This window comes from Mesoplasma melaleucae, from assembly GCF_002804105.1.
Taxonomy (GTDB): Bacteria; Bacillota_I; Bacilli_A; order Mycoplasmatales; family Mycoplasmataceae; genus Mesoplasma; species Mesoplasma melaleucae.
In genome coordinates, this window is sequence record NZ_CP024964.1 from 752,518 (window position 1) to 770,622 (window position 18,105).

The following is an 18,105-nucleotide window of genomic DNA, read 5'->3' on the forward strand; positions in this document are numbered from 1 at the left end:
AATTAAGCATTTTCAAAAGAGAAAATATAAATTTTAATTTATTTTGCAAATAAAAAAACACCATAGAATATAGCGTTTTTTAAATAATTACTAATATTCGTTTTTGTGGTATTCTTCAGCAATTTCCATTACTTCATCAATTCCAGTTAAACCTGTTCCTGCAGGAATTAAGTTTCCTAACATGATATTTTCTTTTAGACCATCTAATTTATCTTCTCTTCCTTTAATAATTGCATCTGTTAATACACGTGCAGTATCTTGGAATGAAGCTGATGATAATCAAGATTGAGATTTCAATGGAGCTTTTTTAATACCTAAAATTTGGTTTTTAGCAACCGGAGGCATTTTACCTTCACGGATACATTGAGTAACTACTTCTTTGAATTTTTGTTGAGTTACAATTTCACCTTGTAGTAAGTGTGACTCACCACTTTGGATAACTTTAACTTTGTTTAACATTTGTTTTACGATGATTTCAATATATTTATCTGAAATTTCAATCCCTTGTAAACGGTAAACTTTTTGAACTTCTTTTAAGATGTAGTTTTGCACAGCTGTAGTTCCAGCAACTTCTAATAGATCATGTAAGTTAATTGAACCTTCAGTAAGTTTTTTACCTGGTCTAACTTCATCACCTTTGTTAACTCTTAATACAGCGTTATACATTGTTTTGTATGGTTTTTCAATTTTTGTTCCATTAACTTCTTCATCAATAATAATTGTGTTGATTCCGTTTTTATTAATGATATCTGTAACAACCCCTGATTTTTCAGCAATAATTGCAACTGAACCTTTTTGAGTTGTAACGTCAAGTAATTCTTTAATACGAGGTAGCCCTTGAGTAATATCAGCATCCCCTGCAACCCCTCCAGTATGGAAAGTACGCATAGTAAGTTGTGTTCCTGGTTCCCCAATTGATTGAGCAGCAATAACTCCAACTGGTTCTCCAATTTTAACTAATGATGCAGTTGCTAAGTTACGTCCGTAACATTTTTGACATACACCTTTTTGGTTATCACATGTTAATACTGAACGAATTGTAACTTTTGTAATTCCAGCAGCTATAATTGCATCTGCTTCTTTTGCTTCGATTAAAACATCTTTACCAACAATTATATTGCCTTTTGCATCTTTAATATCGTTAAATGCATAACGACCAACAACTCTGTCTTTTAAAGGCACAATAATGTTATTGTGTTTTGTATCAATAACTGATTCGATTTCAAATCCTTTGTTTGCTTTACAGTCTTCGTTAACAACAACAATTTCTTGTGAAACGTCAACTAAACGACGTGTTAAGTATCCTGAATCGGCAGTTTTTAAGGCTAAGTCGGCCATCCCTTTACGGGCACCATGAGTAGAAACGAAGTATTCTGAAACTGATAAACCTTCACGGAATGATGATTTAATTGGAATTTCTTTAATGTCCCCTTTAGTATCGTTCATAAGTCCACGCATACCTACAAGTTGAGTAAAGTTAGAAACGTTACCACGGGCTCCAGAGTCAGCCATCACAAACACTGGGTTTTTAACATCTTGTTTTAATACAATTTCAAGTCTTTTTTGAATGTCATCTTTAACATCAGATCAAACTTCAATAACACGGTGTTTTTTCTCTTCTTGAGTTAACATCCCTTCATTATAGTAGTTTGTAATTTCAGCAACTTTTTGATCAGCTTCTGCAAATTCTTCATATTTATGTTTAAAGGCAACAACGTCACCAGCTGAAATAGTAGTTCCTGATTTTGTAGAATATTTAAATCCTAAATCTTTCATTTTATCTAACATTTCAGCAGTTTTTCTTGCACCAAATTCGTTAAAGTATCTTTCAATAATTAAAGATAATTCTTTTTTCTTAATTGGAGCAACAACTGTGTATTCTGCAATAACTTCATTAATGTCTTTTGAGAAATCAAAGATAAATGAGTTAACAGCTTCAGTTGCATCAAAAATACTTGGTGAGTTAATTCATGGGAATGAATCATCAAAGATTTGGTTGAATAGAATTTTACCAACAGTTGTTAATAAATATCTTTTTCTTTGTTCAACATTAAATTTTTCAACTGGTAAAGCATCAACCGCAATTCCAATTAAAGCATTTAATGAAACATTGTTTGTGTCAAAGGCATTGATTGCTTCATTAGTATCTGCAAATAATGTTCCTTCTCCAGTTTGCCCTTTTTCTTCAAAAGTAGCATAGTAATTTCCTAGAATAATATCTTGTCCAGGAGTAACAATCGCTTTTCCATCTTTTGGTCCTAAAATAGCATTTGATCCTAACATTAAAGCTCTAGCTTCAGCAACAGCTTCTTTTGTAATTGGAACGTGAACAGCCATTTGGTCACCATCGAAATCGGCGTTGAACGCAGTAGTTACAAGTGGGTGAAGACGAATTGCTTTCCCTTTAACTAATTTAGGTTCGAACGCTTGAATCCCAAGTCTGTGAAGAGTAGGCGCACGGTTTAATAGCACTGGTCTATCTTTAATTACGTGTTCTAATGCTTCTCAAATTTTTGTATCATTTTGTAAAATCATTTTTTCAGCAACTTTAACATTTTCTGCATATTCATGTTCTTGTAATCATTGGATTACAAATGGTTTGAATAATGTTAAAGCCATTTCACGAGGAATTCCTGCTTGATACATTTTTAGATCTGGTCCAATCGCAATAACTGAACGACCTGAGTAGTCAACACGTTTTCCTAATAAGTTTTGACGGAAACGACCTTGTTTTCCTTTTAATACGCTTGTTAAAGATTTTAATGGGCGTTTGTCTTTTCCTTGAACTGGGCGTGGCTTACGTTCATTGTCTAATAATGCATCAACAGCTTCTTGCAACATACGTTTTTCGTTGTTAATAATAATTGATGGTGCACCCATTTCTTTAACTTTCATTAAACGTTCATTTCTGATGATAATACGACGGTATAAGTCATTAATTTCAGAAGTAGTAAATCTTCCTCCATCTAATTGAATAATAGGACGGATATCTGGTGGAATAACTGGTAATACACGTAATACCATTCACTCTGGTTTTTGATTTGAACGTTTTAATGATTCTAAGATATCTAATCTTTTTAATAATTTTGAGTTATCAGCATTTGGACCAATAGCATCTAAAGTATTTTTTGTGATTTCAATTTCTTTATCTAAATCAATTTGTTTTAATAGTTCTTCAATTGCAGAAGCACCAATACCAAATTTAGCATCAGTATATTTTGAGATTAAAGCTGTTGCTTCATCAATTGAGAAAGGAATAGTTGGATTATTTAATTCTTCTAATAATCTTTCTGCTTTTAATGTATCTCTGTGTTCTGGATCATTGATTATTTCAATTAACTCTTCAATTGCTGGTCTTAATTTAGCACGAGTTTTTTGTGATTTTGAAACTCCTAAATCAATAACTTCTTTGGCAACGAAGTGTTTTGATGTTCCTGGTTCTAAAACAATGTGTGAAACGAAGTAAACAACTTCTTCTAATTCTTTTGTTTTTAAATCTAATAATGAGGCAATTCTTGATGGAGATACTTTAACCATTCAAATGTGAGTAACAGGTTCTGCTAATTCAATGTGTCCCATTCTTTCACGACGCACGATTGATTCAGTTAATTCAACACCACATTTTTCACATTTTTTCCCTTTGTTCATTGGGTTAGCTTTTTTGAATTTTCCACAAAAACATTCATAGTTTTTAGTTGGTCCAAAGATTTTTTCGTCAAATAAACCATCTTTTTCAGCTTTTAATGTTTTATAGTTAATTGTTTCAGGTTTAGTAACTTCACCATGTGATCATGAACGAATAGTATCAGCACTAGCTAATTCAATTTTAATTACTTTGTTATTTTTATTTTCCATTTTGCCCTCCTATTCTTCTTCAAATGAAAGGTTGATTTCACTTTCATCTACTTCTTCAAAAATATCTAAATCTTGAATTTCAACAAGTGATACTGAATCTTCAAATGTCAATTTATCTGTTGATGCATGTTTCATATTGTCATCATTTACTAAATCATTGTCATCATCATATGCATTAATTTGTGATTTATTTCCTTTGTCATCTAATAAGTAGATGTCAAATCCTAATCCCATAATTTCTTTTGAAAGCACGTTAAATGATTCAGGGGTTCCAGGTGTTGGAATTTGTTTTGATCTAACAATTGCTTCATAAGTTTTTGTACGACCTTTTAAGTCATCTGATTTAATAGTTAAGATTTCTCTTAGAGTATGAGCTGCCCCATAAGCTTCTAATGCTCAAACTTCCATTTCTCCGAAACGTTGTCCCCCGTTTTGTGCTTTTCCTCCAAGAGGTTGTTGAGTAATTAATGAGTAAGGTCCAACACTTCTTGCGTGAAGTTTATCATCAACCATGTGTGAAAGTTTCAACATGTACATAACTCCAACTGAAATTGGTTTATCAATAACATCTCCAGTTTGACCATCAATTAATTTAACTTTTCCATAGTTTTCCATTCCAGCTTCAGCCATGATTTCATCTAAATCATTACTGTTAACACCTTCGAAAACTGGAGTTGCAATTTTAACTCCTAATTTTTTAGCTGCCATTCCTAAATGGATTTCTAAAATTTGCCCAATGTTCATACGTGATGGAATCCCTTGTGGGTTCAATAGAATATCTACTGGTGTACCATCTTTTAAGTGAGGCATGTCTTCAACTGGTAACACTTTTGAGATAATCCCTTTGTTACCGTGACGTCCTGACATTTTATCCCCTTCTTGGATTTTACGTTTTTGAACGATATATACTTTAATAACTTCTAATACATCTGCTGGTAAATCAATACCATCTGGGTTTGTTGCTGATTTAGCTTTGAAGCGTTTAACAGCTTGAACAATACCTTCTCCACCATTTGGAACTTTTAATGAGTTATCTTTAACTGATCTTGATTTTTCTCCAAAAATAGCATGTAATAATTTATCTTCTGGTGATAATTGAGTTTGTCCTTTTGGAGTTACTTTACCAACTAAAATATCTCCTGTTTTAACTTCAGTACCAATTGCTACAATACCTTCTTGATCTAAGTATTTTTTAGCATTGTCACTAATGTTTGGAATTTCAGAAGTAATTTCTTCTGCTCCTTGTTTTGTATTACGAACTTCTAATACATATTCATCAATATGCACTGAAGTAAATTTATCTTCCATGATAACTCTTTCAGACATAACAATGGCATCCTCGAAGTTGTAACCATTATAAGTTGTAAAGGCAACAATAACGTTTTGACCTAGAGCTAATTCTCCGTTATCAACAGATGGTCCATCAGCAATAATTTGACCAGCTTCAATTGAATCTCCAACTTTAACAATTGGTTTTTGTACAATTGAACTTCCATTGTTTGAACGTTCAAAGTTTGCTAATGTATATGTTTTAATTCCTGATTTTGCTTCAACTGCAATTTGTTTTGCATCTACATATTTAACGATTCCGTTTTCTGTAGCAACAACACAAACCCCTGAGTCTCTAGCAGCTTCAAATTCAATTCCTGTTCCAACGAATGGTGATTCTGGAACAATTGTAGGGACAGCTTGACGTTGCATGTTGGCACCCATAAGTGCACGGTTGGCGTCATCGTTTTCTAAGAATGGAATTGCTGAAGTGGCAACTGAAACAATTTGTTTTGGAGAAACGTCAATAAATTGCACTTCTGATACTCTAGCGATGTAATCATCACCTTTGTAACGAGAAACAACAGTTTCATCTAAGATTTTTCCATTTTCATCTTTTGTAACATTTGATTGAGAAATAATGTATTCTTTTTCTTCATCAGCTGACAAGTATTGGTGTTCATTTTCAATTACACCATCAATAACTTTTAAGTAAGGTGTTCTAATGAATCCTAATTCATCAACGATTGCATAAGTTGATAAGTTATTAATCAATCCAATGTTTGGTCCCTCTGGAGTTTCAATAGGACAGATTCTTCCATAGTGAGAAGGGTGAACGTCACGCACTTCTAAGCTGGCACGATCTCTTGATAATCCCCCAGGTCCTAAAGCAGTTAATCTACGTTTGTTTGTTAATTCTGCTAATGGGTTAATTTGATCCATGAATTGTGATAATTGTGATAAGTTGAAGAACTCTCCAATTACAGCAGTTAATGGTTTTGCGTTAATAATTGTTGAAACTTTAACTTTGTATAAGTCACTTGTTGAAAGTTTTTCTTTAACATTTTTATCAATACGAGTTAATCCCATTCTGAATTGGTTTTGTAATAATTCTCCAACTGTTCTAACACGACGGTTAGCCAAGTTGTCAATATCATCGTATTCACCAATGTTGTATTCTAATCCTAACAAGTAAGAAACAGTAGCAACAATATCAACAACTGTAATATGTTCTTCTTTTGAATCAGGTGTAATTCCAACTAATGTAAAAGTTTCTCTTCTTGAGTTATTGTCTTGGTAAACTTTTACACTTTGAATTTTACGTGAACCAGGAATGTCTTCTTTGTATTCGATTGAAGAAACCATAACACCATCTTGTGATAATGCTTCAGCAACTTCTTTAATGTTTGCTTTAGAAATTTCAGTATCTTTTGCTACTAAAACTTTTCCTTTTGCATCAACGATATCTTCAGCTAAGATTCTTCCTATTAAACGATTTTTAACAGCTAATTTTTGTTGTAATTTAAATCTACCTGCTTTTGTTAAATCATATTTTCTACGGTCAAATAATAATCCGTTAATGTATTTTGATGCTCCATCAGATGTTGCAGTTTCACCTTGTCTAATTTTTTTATAAATTTCTTGAACGTGTTGTGCTCAGTCTGCGTATGAATCTCCAGTATCATTGTCATTTTTTAATGTTTCAACAATAACTTTCTCTTTATCAAAAATATTTAAGATTGTATCTCTGTCAATTCCTAAAATTTTTAAGAATGAAGTTGCAGTTGTTTTTCTTGATTTATCAATTTTTACAAATAATGAATTTGTTGTTTCAGCAGTTTTTTTAGTATCTGTTTCAAATTCTAATCAAGTTCCACGACTTGGAATGATATCACCGTTGTATAGGTTTTCTCCTGTCTTGTTGTTGATTTCAGTTTTAAAGTATGATCCTGGTGATCTAACTAATTGTGAAACAATAACTTTTTGTGAACCATTGATAACAAATGTTCCAGCGTCAGTCATTAAAGGGAAATCTCCAAAGAATACTTGCCCTCACTTTCTAACATTAATTTCAGCAACAATTAAATCTTCTTTTTCTTCTAAGATTGTAATTTGAAATAAGTCATTCTTTTCTGTACTTTTTAATTTAACGTCAAAGAAATAAATGTTTTCTGTATTTTTAACAAGAGTAACATTTTTTGAATCTGTTTTTTGAGCAATTCAGTTTACTAAAACTTTTTTAATATCTTTTTCTACAATTTCTTCAAACTCTTTTGAAATGTCTTCTGTTTTAGTAAACATTAATTGTAAGTCTACGTAAATTGGAGCATCATAAATTTTTGATTGTTCTTTTGCTTTAGCTGGAGAGATTTTAGCTTCTTTAATTTCTCACCCTTCTAAGAAAAGAGATGCACTTAAGTCATTTGAGCTCATTGGAAAAAATTCGTTTAATACTTCGTCAATTCCTTTTGTTTTGAATCATTCGAAAGTTCTTGTTTGAATTTCAATTAAGTTTGGTAATTCAAGATTACCTGAAACTTTTCTATAATCACGTCTTTCAACGCCACGGTTTACTTTTTTAATTTTATATGCCATGTTGTTTCCTTTCATTATTCTAAAATATATTTGTATTTATTTAATAGCTTGTCTGCAACTGTAAAGTTTGCATCGCTTTTTGTAACTTTGACAATATTTGCGCTTTTTAGATTTTCTAAAGCATCTTTTATTTCTTGTTTTTTAATTGTTTGATTACCATTAATTTTCAAGATATCTGTAATTCTTTTAACAGAGACTTCTTTTGTTCTTTCTGATAATATTGCACTTAATATAATGATTTCATAATCACTTGCAAAAAATTTTGATCTAACTTCATAATCAACATTAATTCATTCATAAACTAATGATAATAAGAAGCCTTTTTTAACTGATTCTCTTAAATGTTTTTTTGTAAATGCTAAAAGTCCATTTATATTAAACCCTTTTTTAAATGATTTATTGATTTGTAAGATCAATTCTTCTCAATGATTTGCAATATCAAAAATTCAAATTTTAAACTTACTGTTTTCTTTACTTTGATTAATAAATCATAAACTCATTAGTAAAGCAACACTTGAGTTAAATCTTTGGTAAGGTTGAATAATTAAAATCTGCAAGAAAATAATTATTGCTTTGGTAAAACCATCAAAAGAATTTTGTGGTACATCATTTATAAACTCAAATAAACCTTTTAACTCATAATCAATAGCATTAAAATCTATTTCAATGTCAGTTAATATTTTCTTATTATCAGTTCTGTAATAATTAGCTTTTCGATCTAAATTGAATTCTGTATTTCTGAATAAAATATGAATCAGTAATTCATAGTTATCTTCATTAATTTCAAAATCAGCTTTCTTTACTAGTCTAATTGCTTCAATAAAGTTCATTGCCATTTTTTCTTTTTTAGATTTTGGCTTTAAACCGTTTTCATTTTTTTTAATTGTGTTATGAATTGAAAGCATTGAAGATCCTTCACATAAGTTTTCTAAAAACATCAGTGAAGAAACATTACTTGTAGAAATAAGATTTGATAAAAATTTATTTTTTGAAAATGAGTATGCTTGAAAGTAATTTGTTAAATACTTATCACTTTGAATTTCTTCCATTGGTTTAAAATTCATTTTTTGCTCTATTGATAAAGGAAAGTTAATAGTAAAAAGTTCTTCATCTTCAACGATTTGAATCATTAAATCTACGAACTTTTTGTTAAGAAAATAATTTAGACTCATTAGACTTCCTCCCAATATTTCTTTTGCAAAAAAAATAAGGATAGCAGAAGCTCTTAACTAACTAAACTATACTCGATTATTATATTATATATAATTTACTCTAAAAAAGCAAATATTATTGAGCTTTTCATGTTTAAAAATAATTAAAATTTTTAACTTTGTAACTTATTTTACATGTAAAAATAAAAACCTAAGATCATCTTAGGTTTTTTTTAATAAGAAATTAGTGAATACTATTTGTATTCAACTGATGCTCCAGCTTCAACTAATTGAGCTTTAATTGCATCTGCTTCTTCAATTTTAACGTTTTCTTTAATAGATACTGGTAAAGTTCCATCAACTAATTTTTTAGCGTCCATTAATCCTAATCCAGTTACTTCTTTAACTACTTTAATAACTGCAACTTTTTGTCCACCTGCGTTTGTTAACATAACTGAAACTTCTGATGGTGCTGAATCAGCAGCAGCTGGTCCTGCAGCAACAGCAACACCTGCTGATGCAACAACGTCGAAGTGTTCTTCGATTGCTTTAACTAATTCGTTTAATTCTGTTAATTTCATTTCTTCTAATGCTTTAATAATATCTTCTTTTGTAATTGCCATGATTTTGGTCTCCTTTTTAATATTTTTATTTGCTATTAATACATTTAATTATTCTATTAGTTTTGTTTTGTATCAGCAACAGCTTTAATTACCGCCATAACTTGACGTATTGGGTAAAGTAAGCTTGATGCAAACATTAAGTATAAATCTTCTTTTGATGGTAGTGTAGCAACTTCTGTAATTGCTGCAGTATTCATAGCTGCGTTTTCGTATACTCCAGCTTTTAATTTTAATGCTTCATTTTCTTTTGCAAAGTTAGCTACTAATTTAGCAGCACCAATTGCATCTTCGTTTGAGAAAACAAAAACATTTTGTTGAGTTAAATATTCGTTTAATTCTGATAAATTTAATTGATCAACTGCTCTTCTAACAAGTGAGTCTTTATAAACTTTAACTTCAATACCTTGTTTTAAAGCTTGTCTTCTTAAATTTGACATTTGTTCAACTGTTAAGTGTTTGTATTCTGCAATAGCAACACCTTGAGCTGATTGAATTTTAGAAACAATCTCAGCAACGATTTCTGCTTTTTTAGCATGTGCAGGTCTATTTGTTGACATTCGTATTCCTCCTATTTTCTTATTTTATAAAACAAAACCCTCGGTTCTTAATGCAAAGACCGAGGGAAACGTAAAAATACATTTTTTAAATTAATGTTTGATTTATTTAATAAATGTTTATGTAATCCTCGGTAACAAATTAAGGGAAAGTCCCAGTTACTGTCTTTGGTATTAATAGCCTTTATTAATAATATCATAATGATTATTTATTTCAATAAATCTGTTTAAACTTCAACATCATCATTGCGTTTCATAATGTCCATATCAGTTTCATTTGGTGGGTAAACTCCATCATTTTGTCGTTTTTTGTACCATTCAAATTGACCTTCAAAAGGATGCAACCTTCTAACTTCTTGACTTAATTCTAAATAAATATCATCACTCATTTTATTTCAATTATATTTAAAGAATTTTCTGCCTGATTGGAAATCTCCTAGTTCTTTAACCATTCCTAATGAATTCATTCCATCAACTACATGTTTTCCCATGAAACTTCCAAAACGAATTTCACGGTTTCTGTTTCTTGCTCCAATTAATCCTAATAAAACAAAGAATACACCAAATGCTAATAAAATTCCTGCTTGTTGCATAATGTATAAAGTATCAGTTGTATTAAATCCGTGTTCTCCGACTCCATATACAATTGCACCAAGTCCATGTAGAACATAAGTAAACTCAGCTACAAAACTAATTTTGTGAAAGAATTCAAATTGCATAAATGAAGGAAATGTTCCTCAACCAGAAGATATGTTAATAACTAAATAAATAATAATTAAAACTTTTGATACTGTTTCGTCTTTAATTAAGAACCACAGTCCCTGAATTGTTAATACAAAGATTAAATCAACAAATAATAACCAAACCCACACTGAAAACATTGCAGCTGATCCAATTGCGATTCATCCTGTAAATGATAAGGCAATTGTTAATGCACTAACTTGTAAGATACCGGTTGTTAACATTAATAAAGTTTTAGATGTATATCATTTACCTGTTTTAAGTTTTTTAGTTCTTCTTGCTCTATCATAAATAAATGTTTGCATGAATGTTCCAACAAATAAACCAATTAGAATAAAGAATTCACCAATTCCAATTCCATAGATTCCATTTTTTAAACCTGCGATTTCAATATTTACAACTTTAAATTTATCAAATAATTTATGTTGAATTTGATCTAATATTTTGCTTGTTGCTGTGTTTAAGAACGCAAATTGACTTGCAAAGTTATTTGCTTGTGCAAACTTGTCCATATTAGCTGTAAATTCTGCTATTGTTACTGCATTTCTATTTAAAGTGTTAGTGTTTGAAGCAAAAACTTCGTATGGTTTAATTGCTTTTAAATCAATTCCTGTTTTTTCAATTAATAATGAATTTATTTTTGGTAAATAAGTTTTAAAACTAAATTTTAAATTATCAACTGGACTATTATTTATTCCTGTGATTAATAATTTTATTACTAGTTCTACTTTTTTGTCTAATCCTAACTTATCAATGTTATCAATGTTAATTCACATTACTTGATCATCAGTAAATGGATCAATTCCATGCATGATGTCATAGAAGTATTTATTTATAATGTGAGAGTTATCATTTAAAACAGCAAGATATCCACTTAGTTTAGAACTTGATAAATCAATGTTTAATAATTTTGCAATTGTTTGTAATTTTGGGTCTTGTAAAATATTAGCAATTGTATTTGTCAATATTCCATTAGTATTTTTAGCTGCATCATTTGTTTTAGTAACTTCTGCACTTACATCACCAAAAATTCTATTTGCTGAACTGATTTGTTTATCAGTACTTGTATTTTTAGCATCACTAACAACATATTGTTTTCCAGCTTCAATTGTAATACTTGAATTGTCAATAAACCCTAATCTTTGAGATCTATTTACAATTTCATTTTTAGTTGGTGTATATGTAACTTGTTTATAAAAGTTTTTATAAATTATATTTGATATCGCTGAAGGGATATTTTCACCTAAGAATTTTTCAATACCTTTAACAATTAATGCTGACTTCATTTCCATCATACTGTTTAAGTAGTAACCAAAAATAAAGTTTCTTTCAAATGTTGTTCAGATGTTAATGTTAGCTTTTTGAGATTGAGGTAAAGAGTTTTTGTTAAAAATTGATCCTACTTGTTTAATTAAGTATTCCCCAAACCCTTCATCAATTTTTGCTTGAACATAATATTTTTTACCTTTTCATTGTTTTTCAATTTCACTTTCATATGAAATGTATCGAATATTTGAAAAAGCCATATCTTCTTTTAATTCTGGAGATGAAAATACATAATCTTCATCTTTAATGTTTTCATCAGTCTTTGGATTTAAAACTGATTTAATGACATCTCAGACATTAAACTTAAAAATATGATTTGCAATGTCTTCTTGTGAAGATATTGTCATAGTACCAGCATTAGTATATAAAGTTTGATTTTGTTGTTCATACGCAATTTGAATTGCTTGATCCTTACTAATTGATGAATCTACTGATTTATAATTTTTATCAGTTAAAACTCCAATTTTAAAGTCAAAATTTTCCATATCATTATTTTTATATACTCAGACTGTTTTGTCTTCGTTTAAAATAGCAACAGGTGCCTTTCCTAAATTGATTGTTGGGTTTCAGAAAGCTATTAAACATGTAACCCCATACAGAATAGGTATTAAAGCAATACCTATGAATTTAGAAATCCTTTTCACTGAAGACAGAACTCGAGACGTAAACTCATCTCGAAAACCTTTGATAATTCCTATCATATGTCTCCTTATATTAAATGAACTTTACTTAGTTCATATATATAACATAACATTTAAATAAAAAAATAACTAATAAGTTATTTAATTTTTATATTATTAAATTTAAAAATACCAAATAAGTAAACTAAGAATGCAATAACAACCATTAAAATTGGTTTTCAAAGAATTGAGAATGTACTTGCTCCTGTTTGTTGATGAGGTATGATAACCATTAAGTATACTGAACCTACAAAAGTTAATACACATGTTACTAAACTTAATATCATTAATACTCAGAATGTTTTATTTCCATAAATTCTTTTATACGTTGGATCTTTTAATCTAAGTTTAATAATTGAAGAATTTAATAAAATTTTTAAAGCACTAGTTGCTAATGCAAATGATGATATTATTTCAGAAATAGAACTAAATAATATATAGAAAATTGCTACACAAGCTAGCAATCCAATTGCCATATAAGGTTGATTTGTTTTTTTATGAACTTTTCCAAATATTGAATGCACATTTCCTGTTTCAGATAATTTGTGAATTAGTCGTGATTGGAAAAATAACAATGAGTTAACTGAACCAATGAATAAGAAAATTGCAAATATATTAAAAGTAAGTACTGCTCATTTATGTTGTGCAAAAATTGATGAAGTTGTTCCATTTGGAACAATTCAGATTCCTTCTTCATTTGGTGTTGCTAAAGATAACAAAGCAATACCATAACAAACATAAATAACTAAAACTATCAATACAGCACTTATTATAACTCAAGGAACTATTTTTTTTGGATTCTCAATTTCCTCAGTTATGTATGTAGGAAACTCATGTCCAGAATATGCAAATCCTGTGTATGTAATCGCAGGAATTAACATTGCAGAAGATATATAAGCATGACCTAATTCTTTATTTATTGCTGAATTTGAAAGTAATCCATCTTTTGAACCATACATAATTGGTAAAACAAAAACTAATATAATTGGTAATGTTTTAACAAATAAAAAAAATATCTGAGTATATTTACTACTATTTTTAACCATTATTTGAATTCCAGCAAGGAACAATAATATAAATAGAGCTAAAGCTTTTTGTAAAGTTTCAACAGCAATTTCTTTTGAATCTAATTCTAATATTTGTGTAATCATTGAGCTCATTGCTGAACAGCAACTAGATAAAGAAGTTGCAGAAACAAAAAGAATTAAAACTCAACCAAATCAAAAAGCTAAAATTCTTCAATTACACTTTCTAATTCAACTGTATCCACTACCACTTTGCTCATACCCAATTGATGGCTCAATAATGATAAAAGCATCTGGTAAAACAATTAATGCACCAAAGATTCATGCTAGTATCATTAATAATGGGTTGGCTTGTGCTAGACCAAAAACCATGTTGAATGAAATGATTATACTTGATCCAACTATTCCAGCTAAAGTTGATGCTAAAACAGTTCAAAAGCCATATTTTTTATTAAGTTTCATATTTTTCCCTCTTTCTTGCAAAATCTAATGTTCTTTGAACATATTCTTCATTGTAATCAGAAATTGTGTTTACATGCTCTGATCCAATTGGTGTTCAAATCTGACTAATTTTTTCACTTTCAAATTTTATTTTTTTTAAAAACATAGATTTACTCATCTCATACGGAATAAAAGTATCTCCTTTGGCGTGAATAAATAATATTGGTGTCTGTTTTGCCTTATTCATATTAACTTCAAGATTATATTTATTTTGTGGTGTTTTTGTTTCTTTACTAAATTTATAAGTAAACAAGAAACCTATTTTTCATCAAGGCATATGATATAAGTTATTTTCTATATAGTATCTGTATTGTAATTTAACGCTGTTAAAACCACAATCAGCAACCACCCAATTAATATAATTTTTATGTTCACCAATTTGTGAATATAAAATACTTGTTGAGGCCCCCATACTATTTCCAATTAAACCAATTGAATCAGCATTTTCATTATATTTTAAGTGTTTTATACTTAAATCTATCATTTTAATAGACGAATAACCTATATCTGTTTTTTCACCATAGCTTAAACCATGAGCAAATCCATCAAAAGTTAAAACATTATAGCCTTGTTTTCAATAATGATGAACTAATCTTAACGCTAAATATTTATTTTCTGTTCAACCATGTAGGCCGATTACTCACTTATTTGAATTATTATTTCTTGCAACTAAACAACTTATATTTCCATGCTCATTTTTTAATACTAATTCTTTTATGTTTTCATTTGTAAAAGTATCTTTAATATATGATAATTTCTTATTTTTTAAATCATCATAATATAAATCTAATGAATTAAATTCTATTCCTTCTTTTGTAAAACCATCGCGATAATAGTTGTAACAAAACTTTCTATAATCTAAATAATGTGACTTTGACATTTTAAGAATTTTATTAAATTGAATTACTGATAAAAAAATAGTTTTTAATGAATATTTATATTTTTTTATTATTTTCAAACTACACCTCTTTTTTATAATTAAAGTAATTATACATAAAAAATAATAATATTTTTTTTTAAAATACTATTATTTTTTGGAAATTTATTTTGAGCTTATTATCATTTTAATATGATCAATTCCGTCATCATCAAAAACTTCAGAGTATTCAGTAAAACCAAATTTCTTATAAAAATCTAGAAGCCTGTATTGAGCGCTTATTTGAATATCTTTTTTAAGTTTATTTTCATCAAGTCAAGCAATTACGCTTTTTAACAATTCAATACCATATTTTTAGCTTCTAAACTTTTTTGTAGTTAAAACTCTACCAAAAGTTAACGTTTTATCATCGATATCAAAAATTCTTAAATAACCAATCAAATCATCCTGTTCATTTCGCATCATTACATGAGTAGCAATTAAATCCTTATCATCAATATCACATGCTAATCATTCTTGTTCTACTACAAATACTTCACTTCTATTTTTAAATATTTCTCATATTTCTTTATTTGATAAATCATTAAATTTTTTAAATTCTATTTTCATAGTGATTCCTTTACCCTTATTAATAAATAGAATAACAAAAAAACAGCTTTCGCTGTTTTATTAGTTAATTTCTACTTTAATACCTGGGCCCATTGTTGTTGAGATTGTAATGTTAATGATGTAATCACCTTTAACAGTTTGAGGTTTAACTCTTCTCATTTCATTTAGGATTGTAGTAAAGTTTTCTTTTAATTGTTCGGCAGTAAATGAAGCTTTTCCAATAATTGTATGGATGTTTCCTTCTTTATCTGCACGGTATTCAATTTTACCTTTTTTAATTTCGTCAATTGCTTTAGCAACGTCCATTGTAACTGTTCCAGTTTTTGGGTTAGGCATTAATCCTTTTGGCCCTAAAACTTTTCCGATTGCTCCTAATTTAGCCATCATTTCTGGTGTAGCAACAATTACATCAAATTCAAATCAGTTTTCTTTTTGAATTTTTGCAATTAATTCTTCTCCACCAACAAAGTCAGCACCTGCATCTTGAGCTTCTTTAACTTTTGTATTTGTTAAAACTAAAACTTTTTGAGTTTTACCTGTTCCAGCTGGTAATACTAATGCTCCACGAATTTGTTGATCTGCTTTTCTTGGGTCAATATTTAAGTTGAATGATAATTCAACTGTTGAATCAAATTTAGTTGTTGAAGTTTCTTTTGCTAATTTAATTGCTTCGTCAAGTGCGTAAACTCTTTGTTTGTCTACTAAACCTTTAACGCTTTTCATTCTTTTTGAAATTTTAGCCATTATTTAGTTTCCTCCATACCAGTTATTTTGATTCCCATGTTTTTTGCTGTACCTGCAATAATTTTCATTGCTGCTTCAACATCATTTGCATTTAAATCAATTAATTTGTACTCAGCAATTTCTCTAACTTTATCAGCTGAAATAGTAGCAACTGTTTGAGTTTTTGCATTACTTGCACCTTTTTCGATTCCTGCTGCTTTTTTTAATAAAATAGCTGCTGGTGTTGTTTTTAGTATAAAGTCAAATGATTTGTCATCATAAGCTGTAATAACTACAGGAACAACGTCTCCTGAACGATCTTTAGTAGCATCGTTAAATTGTTTTGTAAATTCAGGCATGTTAATACCTAATGAAGCTAATTCTGCTCCAGGTTTAGCTTGCATCGCCATAAACTCTAATTTGGCAATACGTGTAATTCTTTTAGCCACGGGCTTATTCCTCCTAATTTCTTTTAGTCGGCTGCTTTTACTCGCTGTGGTCCATATGAAGTATTAGAACTTCTCCCACAATAAAAATCAGTCACTTTTAATTATACCTTTTTTAAAGTTTGATTCAATAACAAATAACAGTTAATTATCTATTTTCATGATATTAGCTATATCTTTGTCATAATTTCTTCTTAATTCTGAATAAACATGCTTTAAATAAACATCTTTTTCAACATCAAGTTTTTTAATTTCAGATAGCTCATTTATTAAATACGTACTGTCATTAGTTAAATTATATAAATGTCAATTTTTCAATTTATCGTTTGATTTATTAATAATTTCAATCATTATTTTTAAAATATCAGCATTGCATTTGTGATTGAAAACGGTTAATTCTAAAATCAGTTTTGTATTAATTTCACTAATTGAATTTATATAAAATTCGCTCTTATTTAAATCAATAAAATCAGTTACTTCCATTAAAGGTATTTTATTAAATTTGTTTTTAGGAAAAGTATAAATTATTTGATTTAACTTATTAGCTTTTCAATCAAATTCATTTCCCTTTAATGTTGAAATAGATTTAAATTTTTTATTTTCATAATCAAAGTTTTCATTCAATACTAAGAAGTTATTAACATTTTCAATTCTTAAATTATTTTTACAAATCTCTGGTTTAAATGTTTCAATAAATTTAGTGTCAATATTTTTAACTTCTGAAAATGTTAATGTATGTTTGAAATAGTGAGTAAACATTAAGTCTAAAAAGGTTGTAGTAAAATGTTGAGCATTAATAATTTCATTAAAGAAAAAGATATCACTTATTAATTCGATTTTGTTTGCTTTCAAATTTCAATAAATATTAACATCAAGCATAAAGTACTTATGATCAATCTTGTCTTTTGGCACTTTACTAATTTTATATTTGAGAGCTCTATTTCAATTTGCTGATGAATATGAATTAGCAATAATAGATGCAGGAATTGAATCATAACTTGCATCACCAATATAATAATTATTATTATTACTAATACCAATTTCTATTAAGATGCTTTTTGTAAATAAATAAAACATTTGACTTCTCCTTTTTTACTTTGTAATTTTAACAAAAAAAAGATTTGCTAAGC

General features: G+C 28.8%; 13 protein-coding genes and 1 other annotated feature. All 13 genes read right to left on the bottom strand.

All coding sequences use genetic code 4. The annotated features are described in order from the left end of the window. Positions 1-90: 90 nt before the first annotated feature. The 13 genes from rpoC to EMELA_RS04040 all read right to left on the bottom strand — a co-directional run bounded on the left by rpoC (position 91) and on the right by EMELA_RS04040 (position 18,052). Positions 91-3,855, bottom strand: coding sequence for a DNA-directed RNA polymerase subunit beta' (gene rpoC, locus EMELA_RS03985; protein WP_028124568.1), 3,765 nt, complete (start codon positions 3,853-3,855; stop codon positions 91-93). Positions 3,856-3,864: 9 nt separating this feature from the next. Next, positions 3,865-7,719 (bottom strand): DNA-directed RNA polymerase subunit beta, encoded by a 3,855-nt coding sequence (gene rpoB, locus EMELA_RS03990; protein ID WP_028124567.1) that lies wholly within the window; start codon positions 7,717-7,719, stop codon positions 3,865-3,867. A 14-nt stretch (positions 7,720-7,733) separates the two neighbouring features. Continuing rightward, on the bottom strand, positions 7,734-8,891 hold the full coding sequence (locus EMELA_RS03995) for a hypothetical protein (RefSeq protein ID WP_028124566.1): 1,158 nt from the start codon (positions 8,889-8,891) through the stop codon (positions 7,734-7,736). A gap of 233 nt (positions 8,892-9,124) precedes the next feature. Then, positions 9,125-9,493 (bottom strand): 50S ribosomal protein L7/L12, encoded by a 369-nt coding sequence (rplL, locus tag EMELA_RS04000; protein WP_028124565.1) that lies wholly within the window; start codon positions 9,491-9,493, stop codon positions 9,125-9,127. A gap of 56 nt (positions 9,494-9,549) precedes the next feature. Beyond that, positions 9,550-10,050, bottom strand: a complete 501-nt coding sequence (gene rplJ / locus EMELA_RS04005) for a 50S ribosomal protein L10 (protein WP_028124564.1) — start codon at positions 10,048-10,050, stop codon at positions 9,550-9,552. A gap of 22 nt (positions 10,051-10,072) precedes the next feature. After that, positions 10,073-10,237, bottom strand: a sequence feature (ribosomal protein L10 leader region). A gap of 37 nt (positions 10,238-10,274) precedes the next feature. Next, positions 10,275-12,758: a hypothetical protein gene (locus tag EMELA_RS04010; RefSeq protein ID WP_169733562.1), complete on the bottom strand. Its 2,484-nt coding sequence runs from the start codon at positions 12,756-12,758 to the stop codon at positions 10,275-10,277. A gap of 134 nt (positions 12,759-12,892) precedes the next feature. Continuing rightward, positions 12,893-14,281, bottom strand: a complete 1,389-nt coding sequence (locus EMELA_RS04015) for an amino acid permease (RefSeq protein ID WP_028124562.1) — start codon at positions 14,279-14,281, stop codon at positions 12,893-12,895. Next, complete coding sequence (locus tag EMELA_RS04020) at positions 14,271-15,278, bottom strand: alpha/beta hydrolase (RefSeq protein WP_051584626.1); 1,008 nt, start codon at positions 15,276-15,278, stop codon at positions 14,271-14,273. Before EMELA_RS04020 ends, EMELA_RS04015 begins: the two co-directional genes overlap by 11 nt. An 84-nt stretch (positions 15,279-15,362) precedes the next feature. Then, entirely contained in the window at positions 15,363-15,536 is a 174-nt protein-coding gene (locus tag EMELA_RS05405) for a GNAT family N-acetyltransferase (RefSeq protein ID WP_169733561.1), read from the bottom strand. Positions 15,537-15,551: 15 nt separating this feature from the next. Continuing rightward, positions 15,552-15,806: a GNAT family N-acetyltransferase gene (locus EMELA_RS05020; protein WP_084485317.1), complete on the bottom strand. Its 255-nt coding sequence runs from the start codon at positions 15,804-15,806 to the stop codon at positions 15,552-15,554. Positions 15,807-15,866: 60 nt separating this feature from the next. Beyond that, a complete protein-coding gene (gene rplA, locus EMELA_RS04030; RefSeq protein ID WP_028124561.1) occupies positions 15,867-16,550 on the bottom strand; it encodes a 50S ribosomal protein L1 in 684 nt (227 codons plus the stop codon). Further along, entirely contained in the window at positions 16,550-16,978 is a 429-nt protein-coding gene (rplK, locus tag EMELA_RS04035) for a 50S ribosomal protein L11 (RefSeq protein WP_028124560.1), read from the bottom strand. The genes rplA and rplK overlap by 1 nt, the downstream gene beginning before the upstream one ends. A 141-nt stretch (positions 16,979-17,119) precedes the next feature. After that, complete coding sequence (locus EMELA_RS04040) at positions 17,120-18,052, bottom strand: hypothetical protein (RefSeq protein WP_028124559.1); 933 nt, start codon at positions 18,050-18,052, stop codon at positions 17,120-17,122. Positions 18,053-18,105 lie beyond the last annotated feature (53 nt).